This window comes from Enterococcus sp. AZ040, assembly GCF_050499185.1.
GTDB classification, from domain to species: Bacteria; Bacillota; Bacilli; order Lactobacillales; family Enterococcaceae; genus Enterococcus_D; species Enterococcus_D entomosocium.
In genome coordinates this window covers 1079684-1100529 of record NZ_JBMHEW010000001.1, presented here as the reverse complement: position 1 = coordinate 1100529, position 20846 = coordinate 1079684, and the positions used below count along the sequence as shown (strand labels likewise).

Here is a 20846-nt window from a genome sequence, read left to right as displayed (position 1 = left end):
ACTAAAAAATGTCACAACGCTGTAAAATTGTTCCTGAGCGCTGCATTGCTTGTGGACTATGTGCGATCTATGCTCCCGAGATCTTCGATTATGATGAAGATGGGATCGTTTTATTTGCCCAAGAACCGAGTGCACGGCAACAGTTTATCATAGAAGAACAACAAGAAAAAGTCAAAACTGCTTATCGCAAATGCCCCACCAGAGCGATCCTTATAGAAAAATAAAAAAGTCGACCTGCCATTAACAGACCTTTCGTCTGCCACAGCAAGTCGGCTCATTTTTTATTTTCCTATAGCAGAATGATGGGGCTGCTTACGAGCCAACCATGGGAGCAGTTTGGCATGTAGTGCTAAAAAGACGGCACTGACGATCGCTCCTTTAACCAAATTGAAGGGTAAAATCCCGATCGCCACATATTGCGGCAAAGACATCCCTAAAAATTGATCGGCTGTGACCCCGAAAAAGCGTAGATAAAGCGGTGTGATCACAAATAGGTTCGCCACACTCATAAAAATCGTTACCGACAAGATACCGCTGATGACACCAACCATTTTGTTTTTGGTGTGGATACCTTTGCGGAAAAAGTAGTACATTGGCAAAGTAAAGGCACATGATGCTAAAAAGCTTGCCGTATCTCCCACCATATCAGCAGGTGAAAAACCAGATAAGAACAAATGCAGGACCGAACGAATGAAGGCAGTCACTACCCCACTCCAAGGACCAAATAAAAACATCATGATCATCACGGGAATATCACTAAAATCGATCTTTAAAAAGCTGAATGCCGGAAAAATTGGAAAAGCGATAAATTGCAAAATTGTTCCCATAGCAGCACACATGGCGATCGTCACCATTTTTCTTGTTTTGTTGTTCATCAGTATAAATCCTCCTAAGTTCAGGATTCCTCTTCAAACGAACCTATTAAATTTCCTCGGCTTTCTTGTCGGCGCCAGACAAAAAATGCCCTCTTTTTTCCACAGGGAAAAAAGAGGGCATTCGAAATAGCCATAAGCAAATCAAATACGCTCTATCTTCTTTATCCAGACTGTACTGTCGGTATCGGAATTTCACCGATTCAGCTATTTCCGAAGAAATAGGTCGTGGACTATAACCACCGGTCGGGAATTGCACCCTGCCCCTGAAGACGAACCTTTATTCTATTTATTACATGTTCTATTATACACAAAATCTAAAAATTAACAATAGTTACGTTTTCAGATACTTTTCAACTATTTTGCACTGTTTTTCAGCTGGCTGACTTCTTTCTTCGACAACTCTCGGTATTCCCCTGGACGAAGACCTTTTAAATCTAACGGACCATAGTTTTCCCGTTTTAGTTTTTGCACAGGCAAACCAACTGCTTTTAGCATGTTTTTGACTTGATGATTGCGACCTTCGTGGATCGTCAATTGCACAATACTAGATTGTGCCGTTTGGTCTGTCGATAAGATTTCAAAGCGAGCAGGCGCGGTCTTACGCCCTTCGATCCGAATTCCTTTTGTCAATGGGAGCAGTTGCTTTTTATCCGCAATGCCTTTGACCTTGGCAACATACACTTTTTCGACTTCGTGTTTTGGATGCATCAGTGTCTGTGACAATTCCCCATCATTTGTCAGTAGCAGCAAACCGGAGGTATCATAGTCCAAGCGGCCGACTGGATACACCCGTTCAGGGACTTCAGCAAAATAATCCAAAACGACTTTGCGTTTTTTATCATCTGTTACAGCTGAGATCACGCCACGAGGTTTATAGAACAGATAATAGACATGTTGTTCTTGTTCGATCGGAACGCCGTCCACTTCAACGACATCTTTTGAACCGACTTGGACCCCTAATTCTTTGATTACTTGTCCATTGACTCGCACACGGCCTTCGGTTATCAGTCCTTCAGCTTTTCTTCTTGAGGTGATGCCGGCATGGGCAATCACTTTTTGCAAACGTTCCATCTTCATTCTCCTTCTGTTTCTGCTTGTTTGTAGCGGTCGTAAAAAAGATCAAACGGTGTATCTTCTTCAAGTTCATCTTCCATTGATTGGATGTCAGGCAATTCAGCCAAACTTTTTAAGCCAAAATAATCCATAAAGTATTCCGTCGTACCGTATAGGATCGCTCGTCCTGGTCCGTCCACGCGTCCCTTTTCTTCAATCAGCCGCTTTGCCACCAGTTTTTGGACCGAACCGCTGGATTGAACGCCGCGAATCTCTTCTACTTCCATCCGAGTGATCGGTTGCTTATAAGCAATGATCGACAAAGTTTCCAAAGCGGCTTGCGACAATGAACTCCCCATCGGTGATTCGGCGTATTTCTTCAATAAAGGGGCAAATTGCTTTTTAGTGGTTAAAATAAAATGATTGCCAACTTCTAGAATATGCAACGCGGTATGTTCATTTTCTTCATATTGCTGATTTAGTTCCTGCAAATGCTGATAGACACTGGCAGTATTACTTTTGACTAAATAACTCAGTTCTTCAAGTCCGATCCCCTCATCACCGACGACGAATAAGATCGCTTCTAATTCACTATATTTACTCATCTTCTTTACCTGTTGGATAGAGCAGAATCGACGCATAATTGTCTGATTGCTCTACTCGAATCGTTCCTTTTTTCATTAATTCTAACAGTGCCATAAAGGTTACCACAACTTCTGTTTTATTGTAAGAAGTAAAAAACGAATCAAAGCTGCGGCCTTTTTTAGCACTCACATGTTGCATCTCCAACTGAATCGCCGCCATCTTTTCATCGATGGTGCTTTCATCAGGAGAAATCTTGGTTTCTAGTACTTGGCGATTTTTCTTTTTCTCGATCATTTTTTGAAAAGCCAAAAAGAGATCGATCGTGTTGAATTGATTGGCTCTTAATTGATCTTCTTCCTCTTTGTATTCATCGACATCCATCGGATCTTTCGTGTAATACAAACTGCGCTCTTCCGCTTTTTCTGAAAGCTGTTCGGCTGCGTACTTAAATTTTCGGTATTCTAGCAGTTGTGCCACCAGCATATCCCGCGGATCTTCTTCGTACTCTTCGACTTCAGCAATCAACTCTTGTTTAGGCAACAGCATCTGGCTTTTGATCGCCATCAAAGTCGCCGCCATGACTAAATACTCTCCAGCGACTTCTAATTCTAAAATTTTCATGGCATGGATGTACTGCATGTATTGTTCGGTGATGGTAGCAACTGGAATATCATAAACATCGATCTCCAGTTTTTTGATCAAATGAAGCAGCAAATCCAACGGTCCTTCAAAGACAGCTAATTTTATTTTGATTTCTTCCATTCCATCCTCGATTTCTAGGCGCGCGGAAAGTGCTGCTTGTACACTTCCGTCATCCGTTTCTTCGTTATATGCGTGTAAATCTGAGTGGTCGAGATGTCTGCGTGCCCTAGCAACTCTTGAACCGTTCGTAGATCTGCCCCGTTTTCTAATAGATGGGTCGCAAAACTATGGCGCAGCGTATGGGGAGTCACATTCTTGGTGATCCCAGCTTGTCGAACCAAGGCTTTTAAATTTTTCCAGATCCCTTGACGAGACAGTTGCGTACCATGGTTGTTTACAAACAGATGGCTTTCATCCGGCGTTTTTCTCGTCAAATACGGACGCGCATCGCTGAGATAGGTTTCGATCCATTGAATCGCTAAGTCCCCTAATGGAACGATCCGTTCTTTGTCGCCTTTTCCGGTTGTTTGCAACAATCCCATACTTAAATGCAGATCGTTTAATTTTAACCCGATCAACTCACTGACGCGCAAGCCCGTCGCATACATCACTTCCAAAATCGCTCGGTCACGGATGCCCAAAACTGCTCGCGTATCCGGTGTTTCGATCAACCGCTCCACTTCTTGTAAACTCAAGGTATCAGGCAGCTTCTGCTGTTTTTTTGGTGAATCAATATGCTGCATTGGATCATGATCGGTAAACCGTTCTTGACGCAAAAATTGATGGAACCTTCGCAAACTGGAAACCATCCGAATCACGGTTGCCGAGGATTTTCCCGCTTCTTGCAGACTTTGCAAAAAAGACAAAACGATCACTCGGTCGATCTGCTGCCACTGAGTGACTTGTTTTTTTTGTAAAAACGCAAGATACTGTTGCAGATCTCGCTGGTAGCTGGCACGGGTATTTTGGGATAGCCCGCGCTCAATGGTCAAATAATGAAGATAATCAATGATTTGTTCGTTCATGGGCTTCCTCTACTTTCAGCTTTTTTATCATATCAAATTCTGGCTCGTTAAGATAGTAGCTTGCCAATAAAAAAGAGGCATCTACCCGTATCTTTTGCCCAAGGAAACACCCGAATCATAGCAGATTTTTCGGTTTCTTTCAAATCGGAAAAAAGAGCACTCTTCCTATTGGAAACCATCTGACTATCATTCGGGTGATAACAAACGTTTATTTAAGATCGCCAAAGTACAATCACTCGGCTTTGCTTTGGCACTTTTGACAGACACCATGAAAGGTCAACCGATGATCCTTTACTAAAAAATGGTACTTTTGTTCAACGATCTCTTCGACACTGCCCAGCAGATCCTCTTCGACTTCTTCAATATTGCCGCATTCCAAACACAACAAGTGATGATGAAAGTGTTTGGCACCTTCTTTACGTAGATCATAGCGAGCGACACCGTCATTAAAGCTGACTTTATCGACAATTTTCAGATCCGTTAAGATCTCCAATGTTCGATAGACGGTTGCCAAGCCAATCTCAGAATTTTTTTTTCGCACAAAAAAGAAAATCTCTTCTGCGGATAAATGGTCTTTCTCATTTTCTAATAAGACCAACAACGTCGCTTCTCGCTGAGGAGTTAATTTAAACCCCGACTCGTGCAATTGTTTCTTGGTCTTTTTTAACGCTGCTGTTGTGTTCATAGTTGCCTCCGTATGCCGTTAATTTATAACGATTCTAATCTGAGTGAAAATCACTCAAGACAAACATTGTAATCATTATAAATTAGAACGATAAAAGAAACAAGTATTCTCAATTAGGTTTTTTGATAAGAATCGTAAAGCCGTCTTTTTGCTCAATCAAACGCTGTTTCATCAAGGTTCCTAATGCCCGTTTAAATTGGCCTTTACTAATACCAAATGTTTGCAAAATCTCTTCTGGGGCTGATTTGTCCGTGAAAGGAATTTTGTTCTCAGGCGCTCGTTCTAAAAAGGTTAGAACCATGGCGGCATCATTTGAGATCGCCTCGTGGGCTCTTGGTTTCAATGAAAGGTTCAAGACACCATCTGGACGAATCCCAATCACTCGCCCTTTGACCACTTCCCCAAGGCGCGGCTCTTGATACCGTTCTGATGGATGGACGAAGCCAATATAAAAATCATCCGTCAGCAAGTAAGTACCCGCTAACTTCAAACGGTACACGCTACCTGTAACATCTTGATTCTTCATTTGCTCCGTACCATTTTTGCTCAATGCCTTAAAAATTTTCTCATCTGCTAATGAAGCCCAAATACGCTCTTTGTCATCGACCCGCAAGCTGACCATCAAACGGTCGCCTTTTTTGGGCCAAAGTTCCCGCATTGTTGGCAATTCATCTAATGAAACCACCATATCTTTGTCTTTCAAACCGATATCGACGAAAACGCCTAAGTCGCGACGGCTTCCTGTGACTGTACCAAAGGCATAATGCCCTTTGCGGCTTTTCGGAATATTCGTAGTGAGCACATTTTCTTGCTTTTGATTTTGATAGCCAAACCCTTCGACGGCTTCACCTAAATGATGTTCGCCTTCTTCCTTGGCTAGTCGGAAGGTAACCCCGCCTTTTTGAACAAAATAATTCTGTTCGTTTTCATCAATGATCAATCCGCTGAATACGGATGCTAATAAGTCTTTCATCTATTCTCTCCTTTTTCTTTAAAACTGCTCGTTCCTATAAAAAGAAACGCAACAGCGCCATAGCAATAACGCCTGTGATAACGATTTTCATCAAATCTTTGGTATAATACCCCACCAATAATGCCGGGATACAGGCAATGGTTTCTTTAACTTTCAAAATGGGGAATTGGCCTTCTCGAAAGATCAGCAAATTTTGCACCAATAATGCCGCCAAAATACACAACGGTAAGTAACTCAAAAAGATGGTGAAAGGTTCCGGAAATATGAGCTTTTTCGAAAATAAAAAAGGAACGATCCGCGGAAGCCAAGTAACCAATCCACATACTAGCATCAGTATAACAAAATTAGTCATGGTGTGTCACCGTCCCAACCAAACATCCTGCCAGTGTCGCCGCAATTACCGCAATCTCTGCGGTCGAAAAACGCATAAATAAAATCAAGTTCACCACAACTGTCCCTAGTATCAAGAGCGTTTGCTGGGTTTTCTTCTTAAGCGGTCGCTCTACTTGAAATAAAAAAAGACCAACAAACATAGCTACTAAGGCAAAATCTAAGCCTAACGCTTCTGGATCTGGAATAAATGAACCCAATAAACCACCCAAAAACGTCGCAAAAATCCAACTCAAATAAGCCATTACGTTCAACCCGTGGGTCCATTTCGCTGTGACTGGTTTGTCTTGTTGAAGTGCCGTCGTCAAAACGCCATAGGATTCATCAGTCAAAAGTGTCCCGATACCAATGGCAGAAAGCAACGGTGTCTTTTTAAAATAGGAAGCTACTGACAAACTCATTAAAAAGTGTCGTAAATTCACTAAAAAAACTGTTGCGACGATTGTCATGAAAGGTGCTTGAATCGCTAGTAAGGCGCAAATGATAAATTGAGCACTGCCAGCATAGACAATAATAGACATTAAAATAATTTCTAGAATAGACAACCCAACGCCTTTTCCCACAACCCCCATTGCAAAACCAATGCCCAGGTACCCAAGAATCGTTGGTACACAAGCAATGACCCCGTCTTCAAACCGATCATATCTCTCAATTTTCTGCACAAAAACCCCTCCTTGTTTGAACGATTATCTCTCATCATATCGAAAACAAGGAGGGGAAACAAGTATTTTTCACATGTGCATGTAATAACTCTGAAAATTTTCTAGTGACTCAGGAGACTTAGCGAACGGTGTGATCGTTCCCATTGCCTCTGAAATAGCCAGTTTTGGCGTTTACCGTAAATAAGTATAGCGGGAACGCTGAATCATCCGTTCCTTTAAGCAAGCTGCCTTGGGCATTTGTCGCATAAAAATTGTAATAGCCTTCACCATTGACGATTCGTACACGTTCAAAAGTATAGCCGCCTTCTACCACATAACCGCGAGCAATCGCTGTGGCGATGATTTTTTCTTGGACACCATCTGCCCACACCCAGGCGCTATTGTTTACATCATTCAAATCACTTTGGCGGGCTGGAATAATTGGCTGATTGTTGGTATTTGTTGGTGTATTCGGCGAAAGCACATACTCTTCTTCAGAAGTACTTTGCGCGGGCGTCGCAGCGCTTGTAGATCCGCTGCTCGAAGCGGAAGCGTTGTTCTCGGAAGCCGCCGCTTGTGCTGCTTCTTGGGCAGCTTGTTGTTGCGCCGCTGCTTGTTGGGTAGCTGTTTCACGCTTCGTCAAGGCAGTATCGACTTTACGTAGTTCCGTCGTAAGACTTTCAACCAGTGAATCGATTGGCAAAGCTTGGATTTTTTTCATCAAGGCATTGTAGTTCTCACGAGTGACACTCGCCGGTGCTTCACCGTCACCACTTAAAGCCACCATACTCTTCACTGCATTTTGAACTTCCTCGATCGCGCTGAACTCTTTTTGTCCCATGTCGATGGCTTGATTGATCAACTCATCAAAGGCATCCCCGTTCTCACGCTTCGCCATTGTGACAGCAGCAGCTTCTTTCAACGAGACTTCTTCCAACTGATCCTCCACAATTGCAGGACTGCTGAAATAGCTATTGATCTCTGTCAAAGCTGCTAATTTATCAGCAATTGTCTCTGCTTCTTGTGACAAGATATCATATCGTTCGTGGTCTTGAAAATCTGCCAACTGATTCGTCACAGCCGTCAGCTGTTCTGCTGTTTTGTCGCTTTTAATGAACACTCGCTCATCATTTGTATAAAAATCATTCAACTCATTTTCGATCTGATCTAACGTACGGTTCTCTTGCGCCTGTTGCGTTTGTCGGGCAGTTTCTTGTTGCTGCTGTTGATGGTAATAAGCCCAACCACCACCCGCTGCCACTAACAAACAAGCCGCTGTAATATAGAGTGCTTTGCGAGGGCTCTTCTTGCTTTCACTGGAAGAAGACGTTTCTTCTTCAGCAGTCGCCTTTTGTGGCGTTTCATCCGCTGCGGTGATTGGTTCAGGAATTGGATCGATGACTGGTTCTGGCTGCTTCTCAGCTTCTTCAATAACTGGCTCCGTCACCACTTCCTCCTCGCTTGACGGCAGAGGTTCCTCGCTGGCTTGCATCTGACTTTCCTCTTCAGCAGAGGAAAGATCAATGGCGGTTTCTTCTGCTTCTAGAGCAGCTGCTGCCTTTGCTTCTTCATCAAGTTTGTGCTGTCGGATATAAGCGGCCAAAATCTCAGAGTCATGCTGTTCATCCGTACTCAGTGCATCGGTCTCATTAACTTCTTCACTGGCTGAAATTGTGTGTTCTTCTGTAGACTCAGAGTTTTCCACTGTTTTTGGTTCTTGTTTAGACTCTGATTCAAGTGGTTTTTTTTGCTCATCAGAAAAAGCCTCTTGCTGTGCAAGGTCGATCGTTTCTTCATTCGAGGATGGTCGATCGCCTAAGTGCTCCTCCATTTTTCCAATCGGAACATTTTTAAAGTCAGACCAGCGAATATCATCGTTTTTGTTTTGTAGCTCTTCTGGCGTAACGGAAGAGTCAGATGATGGTTCCTGTTCATTCTCCTTTGCTTGGTTCCATTGAAACCCGCAATTGGGACAAACGGGTGTTTCTTCTATTGCTTGAAATCCACATTCAGGACATGTCTTCTTCATTGATTCAAACTGACTCCTTTTGTTTTTTGCATTTCCTTCTATGAAGCAGTACCCTACCAGATCAAACGCTTGACGCGCCCACTGCTTCCTATTTCAAAGACCGACAAATAATGGGTCTTTTTTCGCATTTCTTTTTTATTACTCAATTGTGCAGATGCACAAAATTAAATTTATCACATTCTAGGCAATTAGCCAACACTTGCTTGGTTACGTTTTTATTAAGTTCTTTACTTATCCTATGGAGAGATGACAAAACCTGAACAAAAAAGACTTTCCAAAGGGGACCTTTGGAAAGTCAATAAACCTTAATTATTCTAAGAAATCTTTCAATTGTTTTGAACGAGATGGGTGGCGTAGTTTCCGTAACGCTTTTGCTTCAATCTGACGAATCCGTTCTCTGGTTACCCCAAAGACTTTGCCGACTTCTTCTAAGGTCCGAGTACGGCCATCATCGATTCCGAAACGCAAGCGTAGCACATTTTCTTCACGGTCAGTTAACGTATCCAATACATCTTCTAATTGCTCTTTCAAAAGCTCATAAGCCGCATGCTCTGCCGGACTTGTAGCATCTTGGTCCTCAATAAAATCACCTAGATGAGAATCATCTTCTTCACCGATTGGTGTTTCTAATGAAACGGGCTCTTGAGCGATCTTCAAGATTTCACGAACTTTTTCCGTTGGCAAATCCATTTCTGCGCCGATTTCTTCTGGTGTCGGTTCGCGTCCTAAGTCTTGCAATAATTGCCGTTGGATACGAATCAATTTGTTGATGGTTTCCACCATATGCACTGGGATCCGAATGGTTCGAGCTTGGTCAGCGATGGCACGAGTGATCGCTTGACGGATCCACCAGGTCGCATAGGTCGAGAATTTAAACCCTTTGCGATAATCAAATTTCTCAACGGCTTTCATCAAGCCCATGTTTCCTTCTTGGATCAAATCAAGAAATTGCATTCCCCGACCCACATAACGTTTGGCGATGCTGACTACCAAACGTAAGTTGGCTTCTGCCAAACGCTGTTTCGCTTCTTGGTCGCCTTCTTCGATTTTCAGAGCGAGAGCCACTTCTTCTTCTGCGGTCAAAAGCGGTACCCGACCGATCTCTTTCAAGTACATCCGCACAGGGTCATTGATTTTCACACCAGTCGGTGCAGACAAATCTTCTTGAGGTTGGGTTTCTTGTCGTTTTTCATTACTCTTTAAACTATGGACTGAAGGCTCTCCATTTTCATCCACGACACTGATGCCGGAATCCTCCAGTTTTTGAATTAGTTTGTCCATTGCATCAGCATCCAAAGTATAAGGCGTTGCTAAACGATTGGTAATGTCATCGTAAACAACTTGCCCCTTTGTTTTGTTTTCTCGGATGTATTCGGCAACTGCTTTGTCATACGTTTTTTTTGTTTCTTCTGCCATGAAAGAAAGCCCCTTTCAGTTCGCTATTTAGCTTGTTTCAACCGTTTGGTCAAATCAATGATTTCGATTGCAAGTTCAAGTTCTAATTGCTGGTTTCCTATTTGTCTTGCTTCTTGCTGCTGGATTCGTTTTTGATTGATTTCTTCAGCAATGCCCGACTTTTGAAAGACCTGCAGAATGTCCTGAAATTCTTGTTCAGTCCCTTCCTCAGAAGCTTTAAGATCTGCAATATCGATCACCATTTTTTTCATTGAATCTTCTTTTAAAAAATCTAAGAACTTTGCTAAAACAAAGTGTTCTTCTGTTTCCATATACGCATCAAACAGCAGATACAGTTGTTGATAACGATCATGGATAAAGGATATACCACTCGCTCGGAAGCGATGGTTTAACGTACTGTCATGAAACAAACGGTACAATAATAATTCTTGCGCTTTTTCCACCTGTGTTTTGGGCTGCTGCCGTGTAGGCGGCGTAAAGACCACAGGGGTGTCTGTTGGCGGCGGTGGCGCTACATCTTGCATCGTCCGTTGCTCTTGCCGGTTTTGCTTAAGCTGCTGCTGCAAGGTCTCACGACTCAAATTGAACTCTGTAGACAACTGAGTCAAATAGCGGTCTTGCTCCAACAAAGAATCCACACGCTGCAATTCATTTAAAACAACTTGGACATAGTCCAGTTGCTCCTTCTCATTGGCTAAATTGCGATTCATCCGATGATAATCCATCTTGAAGGCAAAAACGGTTTCTTTGCCGTGGACAGCTAGTTTATAAAAAGCTTCTGTCCCATATTTGCGCAAATACTCATCTGGGTCCATCCGTTCCGGCACTCGCACCACAGATAATTTCAAACGGCTATTGTTTTGCAGAAGCTCGATCCCGCGGTTTGTCGCTTCAACCCCTGCACTATCTCCATCGTAACAAAGAATCACTTCTTGTGCCACTCGCTCGATATGGGCGATCTGCTGATTGGTCAAGCTGGTCCCCATTGAGGCGATCCCATTTTCGATTCCTGCCTGCCAAGCGGCGATCACGTCCATAAATCCTTCAAATAAATACACTTGGCCATCTTTGCGCATCGCACGGCGTGCTTTGTCAAAGTTGAACAGAACCTCGCGCTTGTTGAAAAGGATCGTTTCTGGACTATTTAAATATTTCGGCTGGTCTTGATCACCAACTTTTTCGCTTGCTAGCCAACGACCAGAAAAACCAATTGTTTTTCCTTGAGGATTACGGATCGGAAACATGATTCGTTGGTAAAAGCGGTCTGCCAATGAGCCATCGTTTCGTTGAACAAAGAGCCCTGTATCAGGAAAAAATTCAGCTTTGGCTTGTTCATTCAAAAAGACTTTCTCCAAAAACGAGCGTTCATTCGGCGCAAAACCAATATTGAATTCTTCGATCAATGCCATCGTCAATCCGCGATCCAATAAATAATCAAGCGCTTCTTGGCCAGCAGCCGTATTCACCAACATGTGATGATAGACCTCGGCGGCTTTTTCATGCAGCGCAATCAATTGACTCGTTTGTGAGGTCGCTTCATTGATGCCTTCTGATTGCTGGTATTGCGGATCAAGAGGAATATCGTTCATTTCTGCTACTTTGACGACTGCTTCAGGAAAACTGATGCCTTCAAGCTCTTGCAAAAAACCGTAAACATTGCCCCCACGACCGCAACCAAAACAATGAAAAATTTGTTTGTCTTCTGCAACGGAAAAAGAAGGTGATTTCTCATTATGGAAGGGACACAAACCAAAATAATTCTTTCCAGATTTCTTTAACTGGACATACTGTCCCACGATATCAACAATATTGCTGCGTTCGCGAATATCGTCAATGATCGTTTGAGGAATTCGTGCCATCCACTCACCTCCATTTGGTAAGTATTCATCGTTTATTAGGTAAAAAAACGCACTAATAGGTATCAGTGCGAAGAATAATTAGACGGAATCACTCATAATGATTTTACCATATTCTATTTGTATTTCAAGCTTTTTTACTTCAGTTATTTTGTGACAATCAGGAAAAGAACCCTGCCGTAACATCGATTTTCCATCGGTTCAATTTTATTAGATCCGCATAGAACATATTGCCGCCATTGTGATACAAATGACCGCCATTATAAAAGACCGATTGGATGCCCCAATAACGATAGGTTTGTTCTGTATCATTGCCTAATAACGGGGATAAAACCTCTCTGGAATATGTTTCTGCTAATTCTAAGGTGTTCACGCCACCCCGTTCAGCGACATAATCAATATAATCTGTACCAAAATTATAAGCCTGGACTGCGGTCCAAAGATCACAGTTCATTTGCTCTGCTTTTTCGATCAACTCGGCTAAATAAGAAACCCCTTGTTCGATGCTTTGTTCTGGCGTATCAAATTGGTTTTGTTTTCCATATACACTTTCAGAACTTTGCATCGGATCATTGCCTTGTCCTTTTGACTCCGTCAGCATGATACTCATTGCTAAAGACTGATATTCAGAGATGTCGTGGGCTTGTGTCTGCTGTGCGATTTCCGCTTCATACGCATAGACAGCTTTCAATGCCGTGTAGTTTCGATAGCCCCAAACCCCTGCTCCAATCAGCAGCAGCAAGAGCGCAAGCTTCAGTACAAATCCTAGGAAACGTCGAATTTTTCTCATCAAATACATCCCATCTTTTCTAAGTCAGAATCTATCGTACTATGAAATGAACAGGCTGACTAGAATTTTTTCTCTCCTAAAAAATCCTTAATAAAATCACAAGATTATTTAGAAAAAAACAAGCAATCCTAAGCTGATGGAGGGATTGTTGATGGTCTGACATGAAAAAGGAAACAGTGCTCCTTCAGATAATGGAAGCACTGTTTCACTGATTTTTATTTTTCGATCGTGGTCACGATACCAGAACCAACTGTTCGTCCACCTTCACGAATGGAGAAAGTCGTTCCATTTTCCACAGCGATTGGATGGATCAATTCCACATCGATCGTTACGTTGTCACCAGGCATAACCATTTCCGTTCCTTCTGGTAAAACGATATTCCCAGTTACGTCCGTTGTACGGAAGTAAAATTGTGGGCGATAGTTATTAAAGAATGGGGTATGGCGACCGCCTTCTTCCTTTGTCAACACATAGACTTCTGCTTGGAATTTCGTATGTGGTGTGATGGAACCTGGTTTTGCTAACACTTGGCCCCGTTCAATTTCATCCCGGGTGATTCCCCGTAATAATACTCCTACGTTATCACCAGCTTCCCCAAAGTCCATCGTCTTACGGAACATTTCTACTCCTGTCACGACTGCTTTTTGTGTTTCAGGTTTGATTCCGACGATTTCTACTTCATCACCGACTTTTACTGTTCCGCGATCGATCCGACCAGAAGCAACGGTTCCCCGTCCAGTAATTGAAAAGACATCTTCGATTGGTAATAATAATGGTTTATCAGTGTCTCGTTCAGGTGTTGGGATATATTCATCTACCGTATCCATCAGCGTTAAGATCGCTGCTTCAGCCTCTGGGTCACCTTCCAAGGCTTTTAAGGCAGAGCCTTTGATCACAGGAATGTCATCACCTGGAAAATCATATTCAGTCAGCAATTCTCTGACTTCCATTTCAACTAAATCGATCAACTCATCATCATCGACAAGGTCAGTTTTATTTAAAAAGACGATCAAATGTTTCACACCCACTTGACGAGAAAGCAAAATATGTTCACGGGTTTGCGGCATTGGGCCATCTGTCGCTGATACGACCAAGATTGCGCCGTCCATTTGGGCAGCCCCTGTAATCATATTTTTCACGTAATCCGCGTGTCCTGGTGCATCGATATGGGCATAGTGCCGTTTTTCTGTTTCGTATTCTACATGGGCAGTATTGATGGTGATACCACGTTCGCGTTCCTCAGGAGCCGCGTCGATACTTGCGTAATCTTGCGGATTGGCAAGTCCTTTTTTCCCAAGAACTGTGGTAATAGCAGCAGTCAAGGTTGTTTTCCCATGGTCGACGTGTCCTATCGTTCCGATATTAACATGGGGTTTGCTACGATCATAATGTTGTTTTGCCATATTGTTTCCCTCCTAGAGAAAGTTGAGTCGTTCTTTGACTCGAATCATATTTTGCGATTTACGCTTCCAAATTCATAAGTATCAACTTATTTTTTGTAAGTTTAAATCTACTCTTATTATAGGTCAAAATTAGTCAAAGTCAAGTGAGATGTCTCGTCTGCTAATCCCTAAGAATTTCTTTGCTTTTTTCGATCTATTGGACGTAGGACAATTTTTATGAATAATAGAAGATGAGGTGAGAAATGTGAAAAAAATCATTGCAACGCTGGTTTTTGCAGCAATTTTCCTTGGTGGCTGTTTTGCTACTTATCATTATTACTATGGTGGAAGTGACTACTATACAGTCATCAGGGATGCCGGCGAGCACGACACGGAAATTAGTGATAACGGAGTTGCCGAAGATGTCTACCGTTACACACAAGACGCTTACAGTTCCTCTGGAGAAGTCAAAACGGTCAAAATGAATGAGCACCGTTCCGCGCCTTTAAGAGAAGGTGCCTATTTGAAATTATTGGTCAATCCTAATAAAGGTGTTCTGAACTGGGAAGAAGTTTCTGAAGAAGACGTTCCCAAAGCCGCCCTTGAGAAACTGACCGATCAATAATTGCTGATATTGATCAAAGATATCCAGAAAAAAAGCAGAGACTCCTCATTACTTAAAGAGGAATCTCTGCTTTTTTGTGCTCGTTCTATGTTGTTAGATCCGCATCATCCACACATAAGACCTTTGTCCTACATCCGATTAATTACTTCTTCTACATTTTTGATCGTTACGGAAATCGTTCCGTCTGGATTATTGATAAATTCGATCAAATTTGGATCTCGGTAAACATCCAAAGGAACGATCAATTCGATCCCGTTAGATAATTTTAGTTTTTGTTTCCCGAATTTTTTCTCTGAGATCTCACGGACATCCCGCATCATTGGTGCCTGATTGACAAATCCTTTTTCAGCCACTTCTTCTTGAAAAGAAAGCTGAGCGGTAATATTGTCTTTAAAGACTTTTTGCGCCACTTCACTGACATCAATGTGTCCTGACTCTTCGATCGTGTCGTAAACCGCTTCTTTTAAATCGGCAACAACGTTATAGGTAGGTGTTTCAAATTTCTGACCAATTTTTTCCGCTACTTTTTTGATGACTTTGACGTTTTCTTCTAACGAGGGAATCGGTTCGGCATCAATGACTTTCGTTGAAAAGTAGGCATATTTTTCACCTGAAAAGCTATATTTCTTTTCAATCAGTTCAAAGTCTAAGCTCTCCACATCAATTGTGATCCCTTCATCGGCCTTTTGAGTTTTACCTGCTAGTAAGGCACGATGCAAAATCAAATTGTTTTCGATCCCAGCTTCCCCATTATCAATAAAGTGCGTATAGCCGTCTTGATAGTTGACCTTCAAAAATGCCAACTGCATTCTTGTATCAAATTCATACAAGACCACAAAGGCATCCGCACTTGGTGCATCTTCACTTTCCTTGTACGCTTCATACCACCGTTGGACGATCGCTTCACTGGCTGCGACAAAGTCTTCGGGTGCTTGTTTGACCAGTTGAGCGATCATTGATGTTTCGAGTAAACGCCCTGTTTTGGTTTGCGGTGTTGCAAGTTTCTGTATTTTTTTCGTCAAATAATCGCGGATGTATTCCGTGGTCAAATCGAGTTCAACTTGAGAAAAAACCGGATCACCAGTTTGACGGTCAATAATGTGTAATATCGCATGTTTCAAATAAATATCCATTAGTTACGCTCCTTATCCATTTGTCTAGTGTACAAAAAAAATAGGCGAACTGACAAGAGCCAAACGTCATTTTTCTTATTGGCCACTTCCTTTTTGAAAGATGCATTCATTGGAAAATCCGTCCTCGTCTGCTAAACTAAAGGTATCACAGAAAACGGAGGAATGAACATGAACAGCTATACGTTATCAAACAATGTAACCATCCCTGAGTTAGGTTTTGGCACATGGCAAACACCAGACGGCGACGTTGCCGTAGCATCAGTCAAAAAAGCACTGGAAGTAGGTTACCGCCATATTGATACAGCCCAAGGCTATAAAAATGAAGCCAGTGTTGGTCAAGCGATCAAAGAAAGCGGCATTCCCCGCGAAGAACTCTTTTTGACTACAAAATTGTGGAATGCGAACCATTCCTATGATCTTGTGATGTCTTCTTTTGAAGAGTCCTTAGAGAAACTACAAACAGACTATATCGATCTTTTCTTAATCCATTGGCCAAACCCAGTAGCCTTTCGTGACAACTGGCAAACAGCGAATGCAGAAACATGGCGCGCTTTTGAAGAATTGTATCAAGCAGGCAAAATCAAAGCGATCGGGGTCAGCAACTTCTTGCCTCATCATTTTGAAGAATTGAAAAAAACAGCGACCATCTTCCCAATGGTCAATCAGATTTTCCTTGCACCTGGCGAGTTACAAGAAGAAGTGGTGACTTATTGCCAAGAACACGATGTATTGCTTGAAGCATACAGCCCATTAGGTACCGGGAAGATATTTGATGTACCAGAAATGAAAGCATTAGCTGAAAAGCATCAAAAATCAATCGCTCAAGTTGCATTACGCTGGTCTTTACAACATGGTTTCTTGCCATTACCAAAATCAGTCACACCAAGTCGGATCGAAGAAAACATCCATGTCTTTGATTTTGAGCTATCTGAAGAAGACATGAATACGATCGATCAATTAGATGGCGTCGTTGGGAAAGCGACCAATCCAGATACGACAGGGTTTTAATTTTACTCTCTATAAGGAGAAGCCTATGAAGACAACTGATTTGATTCACCTCTCCCCTGCTGTTCAAAAAGCCTTACATGCTGATTTTGTTTTTCTTGTATGGCCAGGCAAAGTCCAACATTTCCCGGCGCGTCAATGGTCGTCTAGCGACTATCAGCAGATGCTGGCTGAGAAACTCACTGGGGAAGTACGCTTTTTTCTTTGGGAAAACTACTTAGTCGCCACTGGAGACAAGGAGCTTTTGATCCTAATGCCTAAGTACCATCAAATCAATGATCTAGTAGAAACGCCAACGCCGCTTCTTTAGCAGCGCTGGCGTTTTTTCAGGAAATATATAATTTTTTTTGTATTTTTTCATGAGAATGACTGTTCTTTTCTGCAAATTTTCCTTATAATCGATAGTGATCGAGAGGAGAAGATTATGAAAAAGAAACAATTAGCAAAATTGAAACAACAATTCCGCCCGTCTTATGAAACAGCTCGACAACAGTTGTTTACAGCGATCGAGCGCAAAACAGCAGATAAGTTCGACCTTCCGACAACTGTTTATATCAATCCTAAAAATCAAGAGGAATTATTGATTGAATTGTTGAAGGAAACACCCAAAGAACAAAAAATCGCTGTTCCTTTAGATGAGAACTTCAAAATCGTCGTGAAACGAATTCAACGCTTAGAAGCTGGCTTACTTGATCGTTTCAGCGATAACTTAGTCGATGAGATCGCTGCTTACTGGTTACCGACCAATCCGCAAGAAAGTGCGGCACCTACCTCCGCTCCTGTGAAAGAACCAGCAGAAGTGAAGGAAGAAACGGCACCAACTATACCTGCATCAACTAAAACTAAAGAAGTGGAAAAATCAACGGCTGATGATTCTGACGAATCCATGACTTTTTCAGCATTTGCCGAAAAAATCGCAGCATTCCCTAAATTTTCTGCAAAACAATCTTCAGGAGAAACGACCGTGATCGAAGCTTCCCCGAAAGAAGATCGTGTTCTAGCAACAATTTCTGAAACAGAAAGTGATACTTTTACCATCGAAACCGCTCTAGAACGCAAATACAAAGTAAAACTAGAAGTCATTCCATTGATCGAGGCGTATGCCCACACGGCGATTTCTAAACGATAAACAAAAGGTTCTCTAGGAATTTCCCTAGAGAACCTTTTTTAGTTACGTATTTCTGTTAAAAATTTACGGGCTTGCTCTTGGTTCATTTGACTCGCCGCTCGCAGCTTAGCTGCCAGCTGTTCAATCTCGGTTCCTTTTGCTCCAACTGAAATAGCTAATGAACGGGCTTGCATGCTCATATGGCCTTGCTGGATACCTTCTGAAACCAATGCTCGCAAAGCGGCCAGATTCTGAACCAACCCGACACTTGCCGCCAGCGAAGCTAACTCACTCGCCGTTTCAACACCAGTCAATGCCAACGCAGCTTGGGCTTTTGGCAATATTTTTGTGGCACCCCCGACTGTGGCGATCGCCAACGGCAGTGTGATACTACCAATCAAACGGTCTTCTATGATGGTCCAGGAAGTCAACCCTTGCACGCGGCCATTACGGACAGCATAGCCATGACAAGCGGCAGAAACGGCGCGAGTGTCGTTTCCGGTAGCCAAAATCAGCGCTTCAACCCCATTCATGATCCCTTTGTTATGGGTAGCGGCACGATATGGATCGATCTTGGCAAAATCAGCTGCATGAACAATTTTTTCGGCAACTTGTCTGCCATTTCCGGTCTTGCTCAATTTGTCAAAAGGCACCGAGCAAGTGGCTGTTACTAACGATTCCGTAGCGAGATTGCTTAAAATACTAAAGAGAATTTCTTCTTCTGGGAACCACTTCCGAAAGAGGTCGGCCACTCCTTCTAAAATCGAATTGATGATGTTGGCGCCCATGGCATCTTTGACATCAACCAACAAATCGATTGAGACATAGGCTGTTGCTAATTCAGATTCTGCTGGCACAAAGTTCCGACCGATCACTCTTCGCAATCCACCGCCGCGTTTCACGATGGAAGGATACGTCTCATTCGCCATTGCAAAGATCGTTGCTTGCTCGGATTCAACTTTTGCCAAAATCGCTTCCGGATCCTGAACATCCATAAAGACGATCTGGCCTCGAAGCAAACGTTCTTGACTGGTCGTTGTAATGGGCCCAGCCATTTTTGCTCCATTGCTCATCGCTGCAATCACAGAAGGTTCTTCTGTGGCTAACGGGACATTGTATCTCTTGCCATTCACTTGCAGATTCAACCCCACACCTAAGGGAATCTCCACTTCACTGATCTGGTTTTCGATCAAGTGATTGGAAGTTTCCTTGTCTAATGCCATTTCTTGAAAAACCAAGGATTCGGCTGCTGTGATCGCCCCTTGTGCTTCAAGAAAGGTTAGTCGTTCGTTAGGCGTAAGGGCGTAAAACTTTTTTTTTTCTGTTTTTTCTGATGCCGACTCTTCATGAAAATCGGTTTGACTTGCTGCCGCCGAAGGGTTTTCTAACAGCATCGCTAGCCCTAACCCGCCACCGACACATAAAGAGGCGATCCCATAACATTCTTGTGTGTCTTTTAGCTGATAAGCGACGGTCGTTGCGATCCGAGCACCGGTTGCTCCAATCGCATGGCCAAGGGAAATGCCCCCACCGTAACGGTTGACTTTCTTGGGATCCAAACCAAGTTCACGTTCTACTACGATCGAGGAAGCTGCAAAGGCTTCATTGATTTCAAAAATACCGATATCTTCAATCGACAGTGCTTGCTTTTTCAGCAAAGTATCGATTGCTTTGATTGGTGAGATTCCCATGATCTCTGGGGCAAAGCCAACTTCAACGATCTCTTTGATCACTGCCAGATAAGGAATCTGATGCTCCTCACAATAGCTTTTTGAGGCGATCAAGACCATGGCAGCCCCATCATTGATGGTTGAGGCATTCCCAGCAGTCACCGTACCGTCCTTTTTGAAAACCGTTTTTAGTTCAGCTAATTTTTCGACTGTCGTAGCGGCGCGAATGCCTTCATCCTGGGAAACGGTAGCAGACTTTTCGGTCACGGGTACGATCTCTTGCTCAAATTTCTTTTCCGCTTGTGCTTTGGCAGCCTTCATTTGGGAGTGGTAGGCAAATTCATCTTGTTCTTGTCGAGTGATGCCATATCTTTCTGCAACAGTTTCAGCCGTTAAGCCCATCGGTTTGCTGCTAAAAGCGTCTGTTAAGCCATCATGCATCATTGTCGATACTGGATTTGAATACTGATCATCCGCCTTGTTATAATAACTGAATAGCGGCGCATTCGTCATACTTTCGATCCCACCAGTCAAGACGACTGATGCCTTGTTTAACTGAATTTGCTCCATGCCCATTAGAATCGCTTTCATTCCCGAACCGCAAACTTCGTTGATCGTTGAGGCTGGAATATCTGAAGAAAGCCCACTTTGCAGGGAAACTTGGCGACTTGGATTTTGCCCACTGCCTGCTTGCAGGACATTTCCGATAATCACTTGTGCGATATGTTCTTTTGCTTGTTGGTTTCTTGCCAACAAGGCTTTCGCAGCAATTGTTCCTAATTCTACTGCTGAATATTCTTTTAATGACCCATGGTATTTGCCAATTGGCGTTCTTAGTGCGTCGATAATGACAACTTCTTCCACGTACGTCACCTCCTCTTGAAATATATCATTAAATCTTCCAAAAAAGAATACCCCACATCAGCTTGCTGTGCCCTTTTCTACTTTCTTTAATAAAGTTTA

At 42.8% G+C, this 20846-nt stretch carries 21 protein-coding genes and 1 riboswitch; of the genes, 5 read left to right on the top strand and 16 right to left on the bottom strand.

Annotated features, from left to right (window positions below; translation table 11 throughout):
- Positions 1-8: 8 nt before the first annotated feature.
- Entirely contained in the window at positions 9-224 is a 216-nt protein-coding gene (locus tag IGK63_RS05070; RefSeq protein ID WP_005237096.1) for a ferredoxin, read from the top strand.
- Positions 225-281: 57 nt separating this feature from the next.
- Here the strand turns inward: IGK63_RS05070 and IGK63_RS05065 are convergent, their stop codons facing one another.
- The 14 genes from IGK63_RS05065 to tuf form a co-directional block, all read right to left on the bottom strand.
- The gene (locus tag IGK63_RS05065) at positions 282-875 is read right to left on the bottom strand and encodes an ECF transporter S component (RefSeq protein WP_016613081.1); all 594 of its coding nucleotides are present in this window, start codon (positions 873-875) and stop codon (positions 282-284) included.
- Positions 876-1025: 150 nt separating this feature from the next.
- Positions 1026-1150: riboswitch (FMN riboswitch) on the bottom strand.
- 79 nt (positions 1151-1229) lie between these two features.
- Positions 1230-1946: a pseudouridine synthase gene (locus tag IGK63_RS05060; protein WP_034872188.1), complete on the bottom strand. Its 717-nt coding sequence runs from the start codon at positions 1944-1946 to the stop codon at positions 1230-1232.
- Between the two features lie 2 nt (positions 1947-1948).
- Positions 1949-2533, bottom strand: a complete 585-nt coding sequence (scpB, locus tag IGK63_RS05055) for an SMC-Scp complex subunit ScpB (RefSeq protein ID WP_016613078.1) — start codon at positions 2531-2533, stop codon at positions 1949-1951.
- A complete protein-coding gene (locus IGK63_RS05050) occupies positions 2526-3275 on the bottom strand; it encodes a segregation/condensation protein A (RefSeq protein ID WP_008381030.1) in 750 nt (249 codons plus the stop codon). Before IGK63_RS05050 ends, scpB begins: the two co-directional genes overlap by 8 nt.
- 14 nt (positions 3276-3289) lie before the next feature.
- On the bottom strand, positions 3290-4180 hold the full coding sequence (xerD, locus tag IGK63_RS05045; protein WP_005237104.1) for a site-specific tyrosine recombinase XerD: 891 nt from the start codon (positions 4178-4180) through the stop codon (positions 3290-3292).
- A 232-nt stretch (positions 4181-4412) separates the two neighbouring features.
- The gene (locus IGK63_RS05040) at positions 4413-4865 is read right to left on the bottom strand and encodes a Fur family transcriptional regulator (protein WP_005237105.1); all 453 of its coding nucleotides are present in this window, start codon (positions 4863-4865) and stop codon (positions 4413-4415) included.
- Between the two features lie 109 nt (positions 4866-4974).
- Positions 4975-5838 (bottom strand): CvfB family protein, encoded by an 864-nt coding sequence (locus IGK63_RS05035; protein WP_008381026.1) that lies wholly within the window; start codon positions 5836-5838, stop codon positions 4975-4977.
- Between the two features lie 34 nt (positions 5839-5872).
- The gene (locus tag IGK63_RS05030) at positions 5873-6190 is read right to left on the bottom strand and encodes an AzlD domain-containing protein (protein WP_008381024.1); all 318 of its coding nucleotides are present in this window, start codon (positions 6188-6190) and stop codon (positions 5873-5875) included.
- Positions 6183-6890 carry an AzlC family ABC transporter permease gene (locus IGK63_RS05025; RefSeq protein WP_016613076.1) on the bottom strand — a complete coding sequence of 236 codons (708 nt, stop codon included), beginning with the start codon at positions 6888-6890 and terminating at the stop codon, positions 6183-6185. The genes IGK63_RS05030 and IGK63_RS05025 overlap by 8 nt, the downstream gene beginning before the upstream one ends.
- A 118-nt stretch (positions 6891-7008) precedes the next feature.
- The gene (locus IGK63_RS05020; RefSeq protein ID WP_016613075.1) at positions 7009-8898 is read right to left on the bottom strand and encodes a cell division site-positioning protein MapZ family protein; all 1890 of its coding nucleotides are present in this window, start codon (positions 8896-8898) and stop codon (positions 7009-7011) included.
- Positions 8899-9207: 309 nt separating this feature from the next.
- Complete coding sequence (rpoD, locus tag IGK63_RS05015; RefSeq protein WP_005229298.1) at positions 9208-10314, bottom strand: RNA polymerase sigma factor RpoD; 1107 nt, start codon at positions 10312-10314, stop codon at positions 9208-9210.
- A gap of 23 nt (positions 10315-10337) precedes the next feature.
- On the bottom strand, positions 10338-12173 hold the full coding sequence (gene dnaG / locus IGK63_RS05010) for a DNA primase (RefSeq protein ID WP_008381016.1): 1836 nt from the start codon (positions 12171-12173) through the stop codon (positions 10338-10340).
- Between the two features lie 157 nt (positions 12174-12330).
- Positions 12331-12960 carry a lysozyme family protein gene (locus IGK63_RS05005; protein WP_016613074.1) on the bottom strand — a complete coding sequence of 210 codons (630 nt, stop codon included), beginning with the start codon at positions 12958-12960 and terminating at the stop codon, positions 12331-12333.
- 215 nt (positions 12961-13175) lie between these two features.
- Positions 13176-14363 (bottom strand): elongation factor Tu, encoded by a 1188-nt coding sequence (gene tuf / locus IGK63_RS05000; protein WP_005237121.1) that lies wholly within the window; start codon positions 14361-14363, stop codon positions 13176-13178.
- Positions 14364-14607: 244 nt separating this feature from the next.
- Between tuf and IGK63_RS04995 the strand changes: the two genes are divergently transcribed.
- The gene (locus IGK63_RS04995; protein ID WP_034872187.1) at positions 14608-14967 is read left to right on the top strand and encodes a YxeA family protein; all 360 of its coding nucleotides are present in this window, start codon (positions 14608-14610) and stop codon (positions 14965-14967) included.
- A gap of 128 nt (positions 14968-15095) precedes the next feature.
- Here the strand turns inward: IGK63_RS04995 and IGK63_RS04990 are convergent, their stop codons facing one another.
- Positions 15096-16100, bottom strand: a complete 1005-nt coding sequence (locus IGK63_RS04990; RefSeq protein ID WP_005237126.1) for a nucleoid-associated protein — start codon at positions 16098-16100, stop codon at positions 15096-15098.
- A gap of 162 nt (positions 16101-16262) precedes the next feature.
- Between IGK63_RS04990 and IGK63_RS04985 the strand changes: the two genes are divergently transcribed.
- The 3 genes from IGK63_RS04985 to IGK63_RS04975 all read left to right on the top strand — a co-directional run bounded on the left by IGK63_RS04985 (position 16263) and on the right by IGK63_RS04975 (position 18234).
- On the top strand, positions 16263-17108 hold the full coding sequence (locus IGK63_RS04985) for an aldo/keto reductase (RefSeq protein ID WP_016621006.1): 846 nt from the start codon (positions 16263-16265) through the stop codon (positions 17106-17108).
- A 25-nt stretch (positions 17109-17133) separates the two neighbouring features.
- Positions 17134-17415, top strand: coding sequence for a hypothetical protein (locus IGK63_RS04980; RefSeq protein ID WP_005237130.1), 282 nt, complete (start codon positions 17134-17136; stop codon positions 17413-17415).
- Positions 17416-17529: 114 nt separating this feature from the next.
- Positions 17530-18234, top strand: coding sequence for a hypothetical protein (locus IGK63_RS04975; RefSeq protein WP_086299636.1), 705 nt, complete (start codon positions 17530-17532; stop codon positions 18232-18234).
- Positions 18235-18272: 38 nt separating this feature from the next.
- Here the strand turns inward: IGK63_RS04975 and IGK63_RS04970 are convergent, their stop codons facing one another.
- Complete coding sequence (locus IGK63_RS04970; protein ID WP_422708659.1) at positions 18273-20747, bottom strand: hydroxymethylglutaryl-CoA reductase, degradative; 2475 nt, start codon at positions 20745-20747, stop codon at positions 18273-18275.
- Positions 20748-20846 lie beyond the last annotated feature (99 nt).

Coding starts and splice junctions, on each gene's coding strand:
- IGK63_RS05040 (WP_005237105.1), bottom strand. CDS start 4,865: ATGAACACAACAGCAGCGTTAAAAAAGACCAAGAAACAATTGCACGAG.
- IGK63_RS04980 (WP_005237130.1), top strand. CDS start 17,134: ATGAAGACAACTGATTTGATTCACCTCTCCCCTGCTGTTCAAAAAGCC.
- IGK63_RS05065 (WP_016613081.1), bottom strand. CDS start 875: ATGAACAACAAAACAAGAAAAATGGTGACGATCGCCATGTGTGCTGCT.
- IGK63_RS04975 (WP_086299636.1), top strand. CDS start 17,530: ATGAAAAAGAAACAATTAGCAAAATTGAAACAACAATTCCGCCCGTCT.
- IGK63_RS05020 (WP_016613075.1), bottom strand. CDS start 8,898: ATGAAGAAGACATGTCCTGAATGTGGATTTCAAGCAATAGAAGAAACA.
- scpB (WP_016613078.1), bottom strand. CDS start 2,533: ATGAGTAAATATAGTGAATTAGAAGCGATCTTATTCGTCGTCGGTGAT.
- dnaG (WP_008381016.1), bottom strand. CDS start 12,173: ATGGCACGAATTCCTCAAACGATCATTGACGATATTCGCGAACGCAGC.
- IGK63_RS05005 (WP_016613074.1), bottom strand. CDS start 12,960: ATGAGAAAAATTCGACGTTTCCTAGGATTTGTACTGAAGCTTGCGCTC.
- IGK63_RS04985 (WP_016621006.1), top strand. CDS start 16,263: ATGAACATGAACAGCTATACGTTATCAAACAATGTAACCATCCCTGAG.
- IGK63_RS05070 (WP_005237096.1), top strand. CDS start 9: ATGTCACAACGCTGTAAAATTGTTCCTGAGCGCTGCATTGCTTGTGGA.
- IGK63_RS05035 (WP_008381026.1), bottom strand. CDS start 5,838: ATGAAAGACTTATTAGCATCCGTATTCAGCGGATTGATCATTGATGAA.
- xerD (WP_005237104.1), bottom strand. CDS start 4,180: ATGAACGAACAAATCATTGATTATCTTCATTATTTGACCATTGAGCGC.
- tuf (WP_005237121.1), bottom strand. CDS start 14,363: ATGGCAAAACAACATTATGATCGTAGCAAACCCCATGTTAATATCGGA.
- IGK63_RS05060 (WP_034872188.1), bottom strand. CDS start 1,946: ATGGAACGTTTGCAAAAAGTGATTGCCCATGCCGGCATCACCTCAAGA.
- IGK63_RS05030 (WP_008381024.1), bottom strand. CDS start 6,190: ATGACTAATTTTGTTATACTGATGCTAGTATGTGGATTGGTTACTTGG.
- rpoD (WP_005229298.1), bottom strand. CDS start 10,314: ATGGCAGAAGAAACAAAAAAAACGTATGACAAAGCAGTTGCCGAATAC.
- IGK63_RS05050 (WP_008381030.1), bottom strand. CDS start 3,275: ATGGAAGAAATCAAAATAAAATTAGCTGTCTTTGAAGGACCGTTGGAT.
- IGK63_RS04990 (WP_005237126.1), bottom strand. CDS start 16,100: ATGGATATTTATTTGAAACATGCGATATTACACATTATTGACCGTCAA.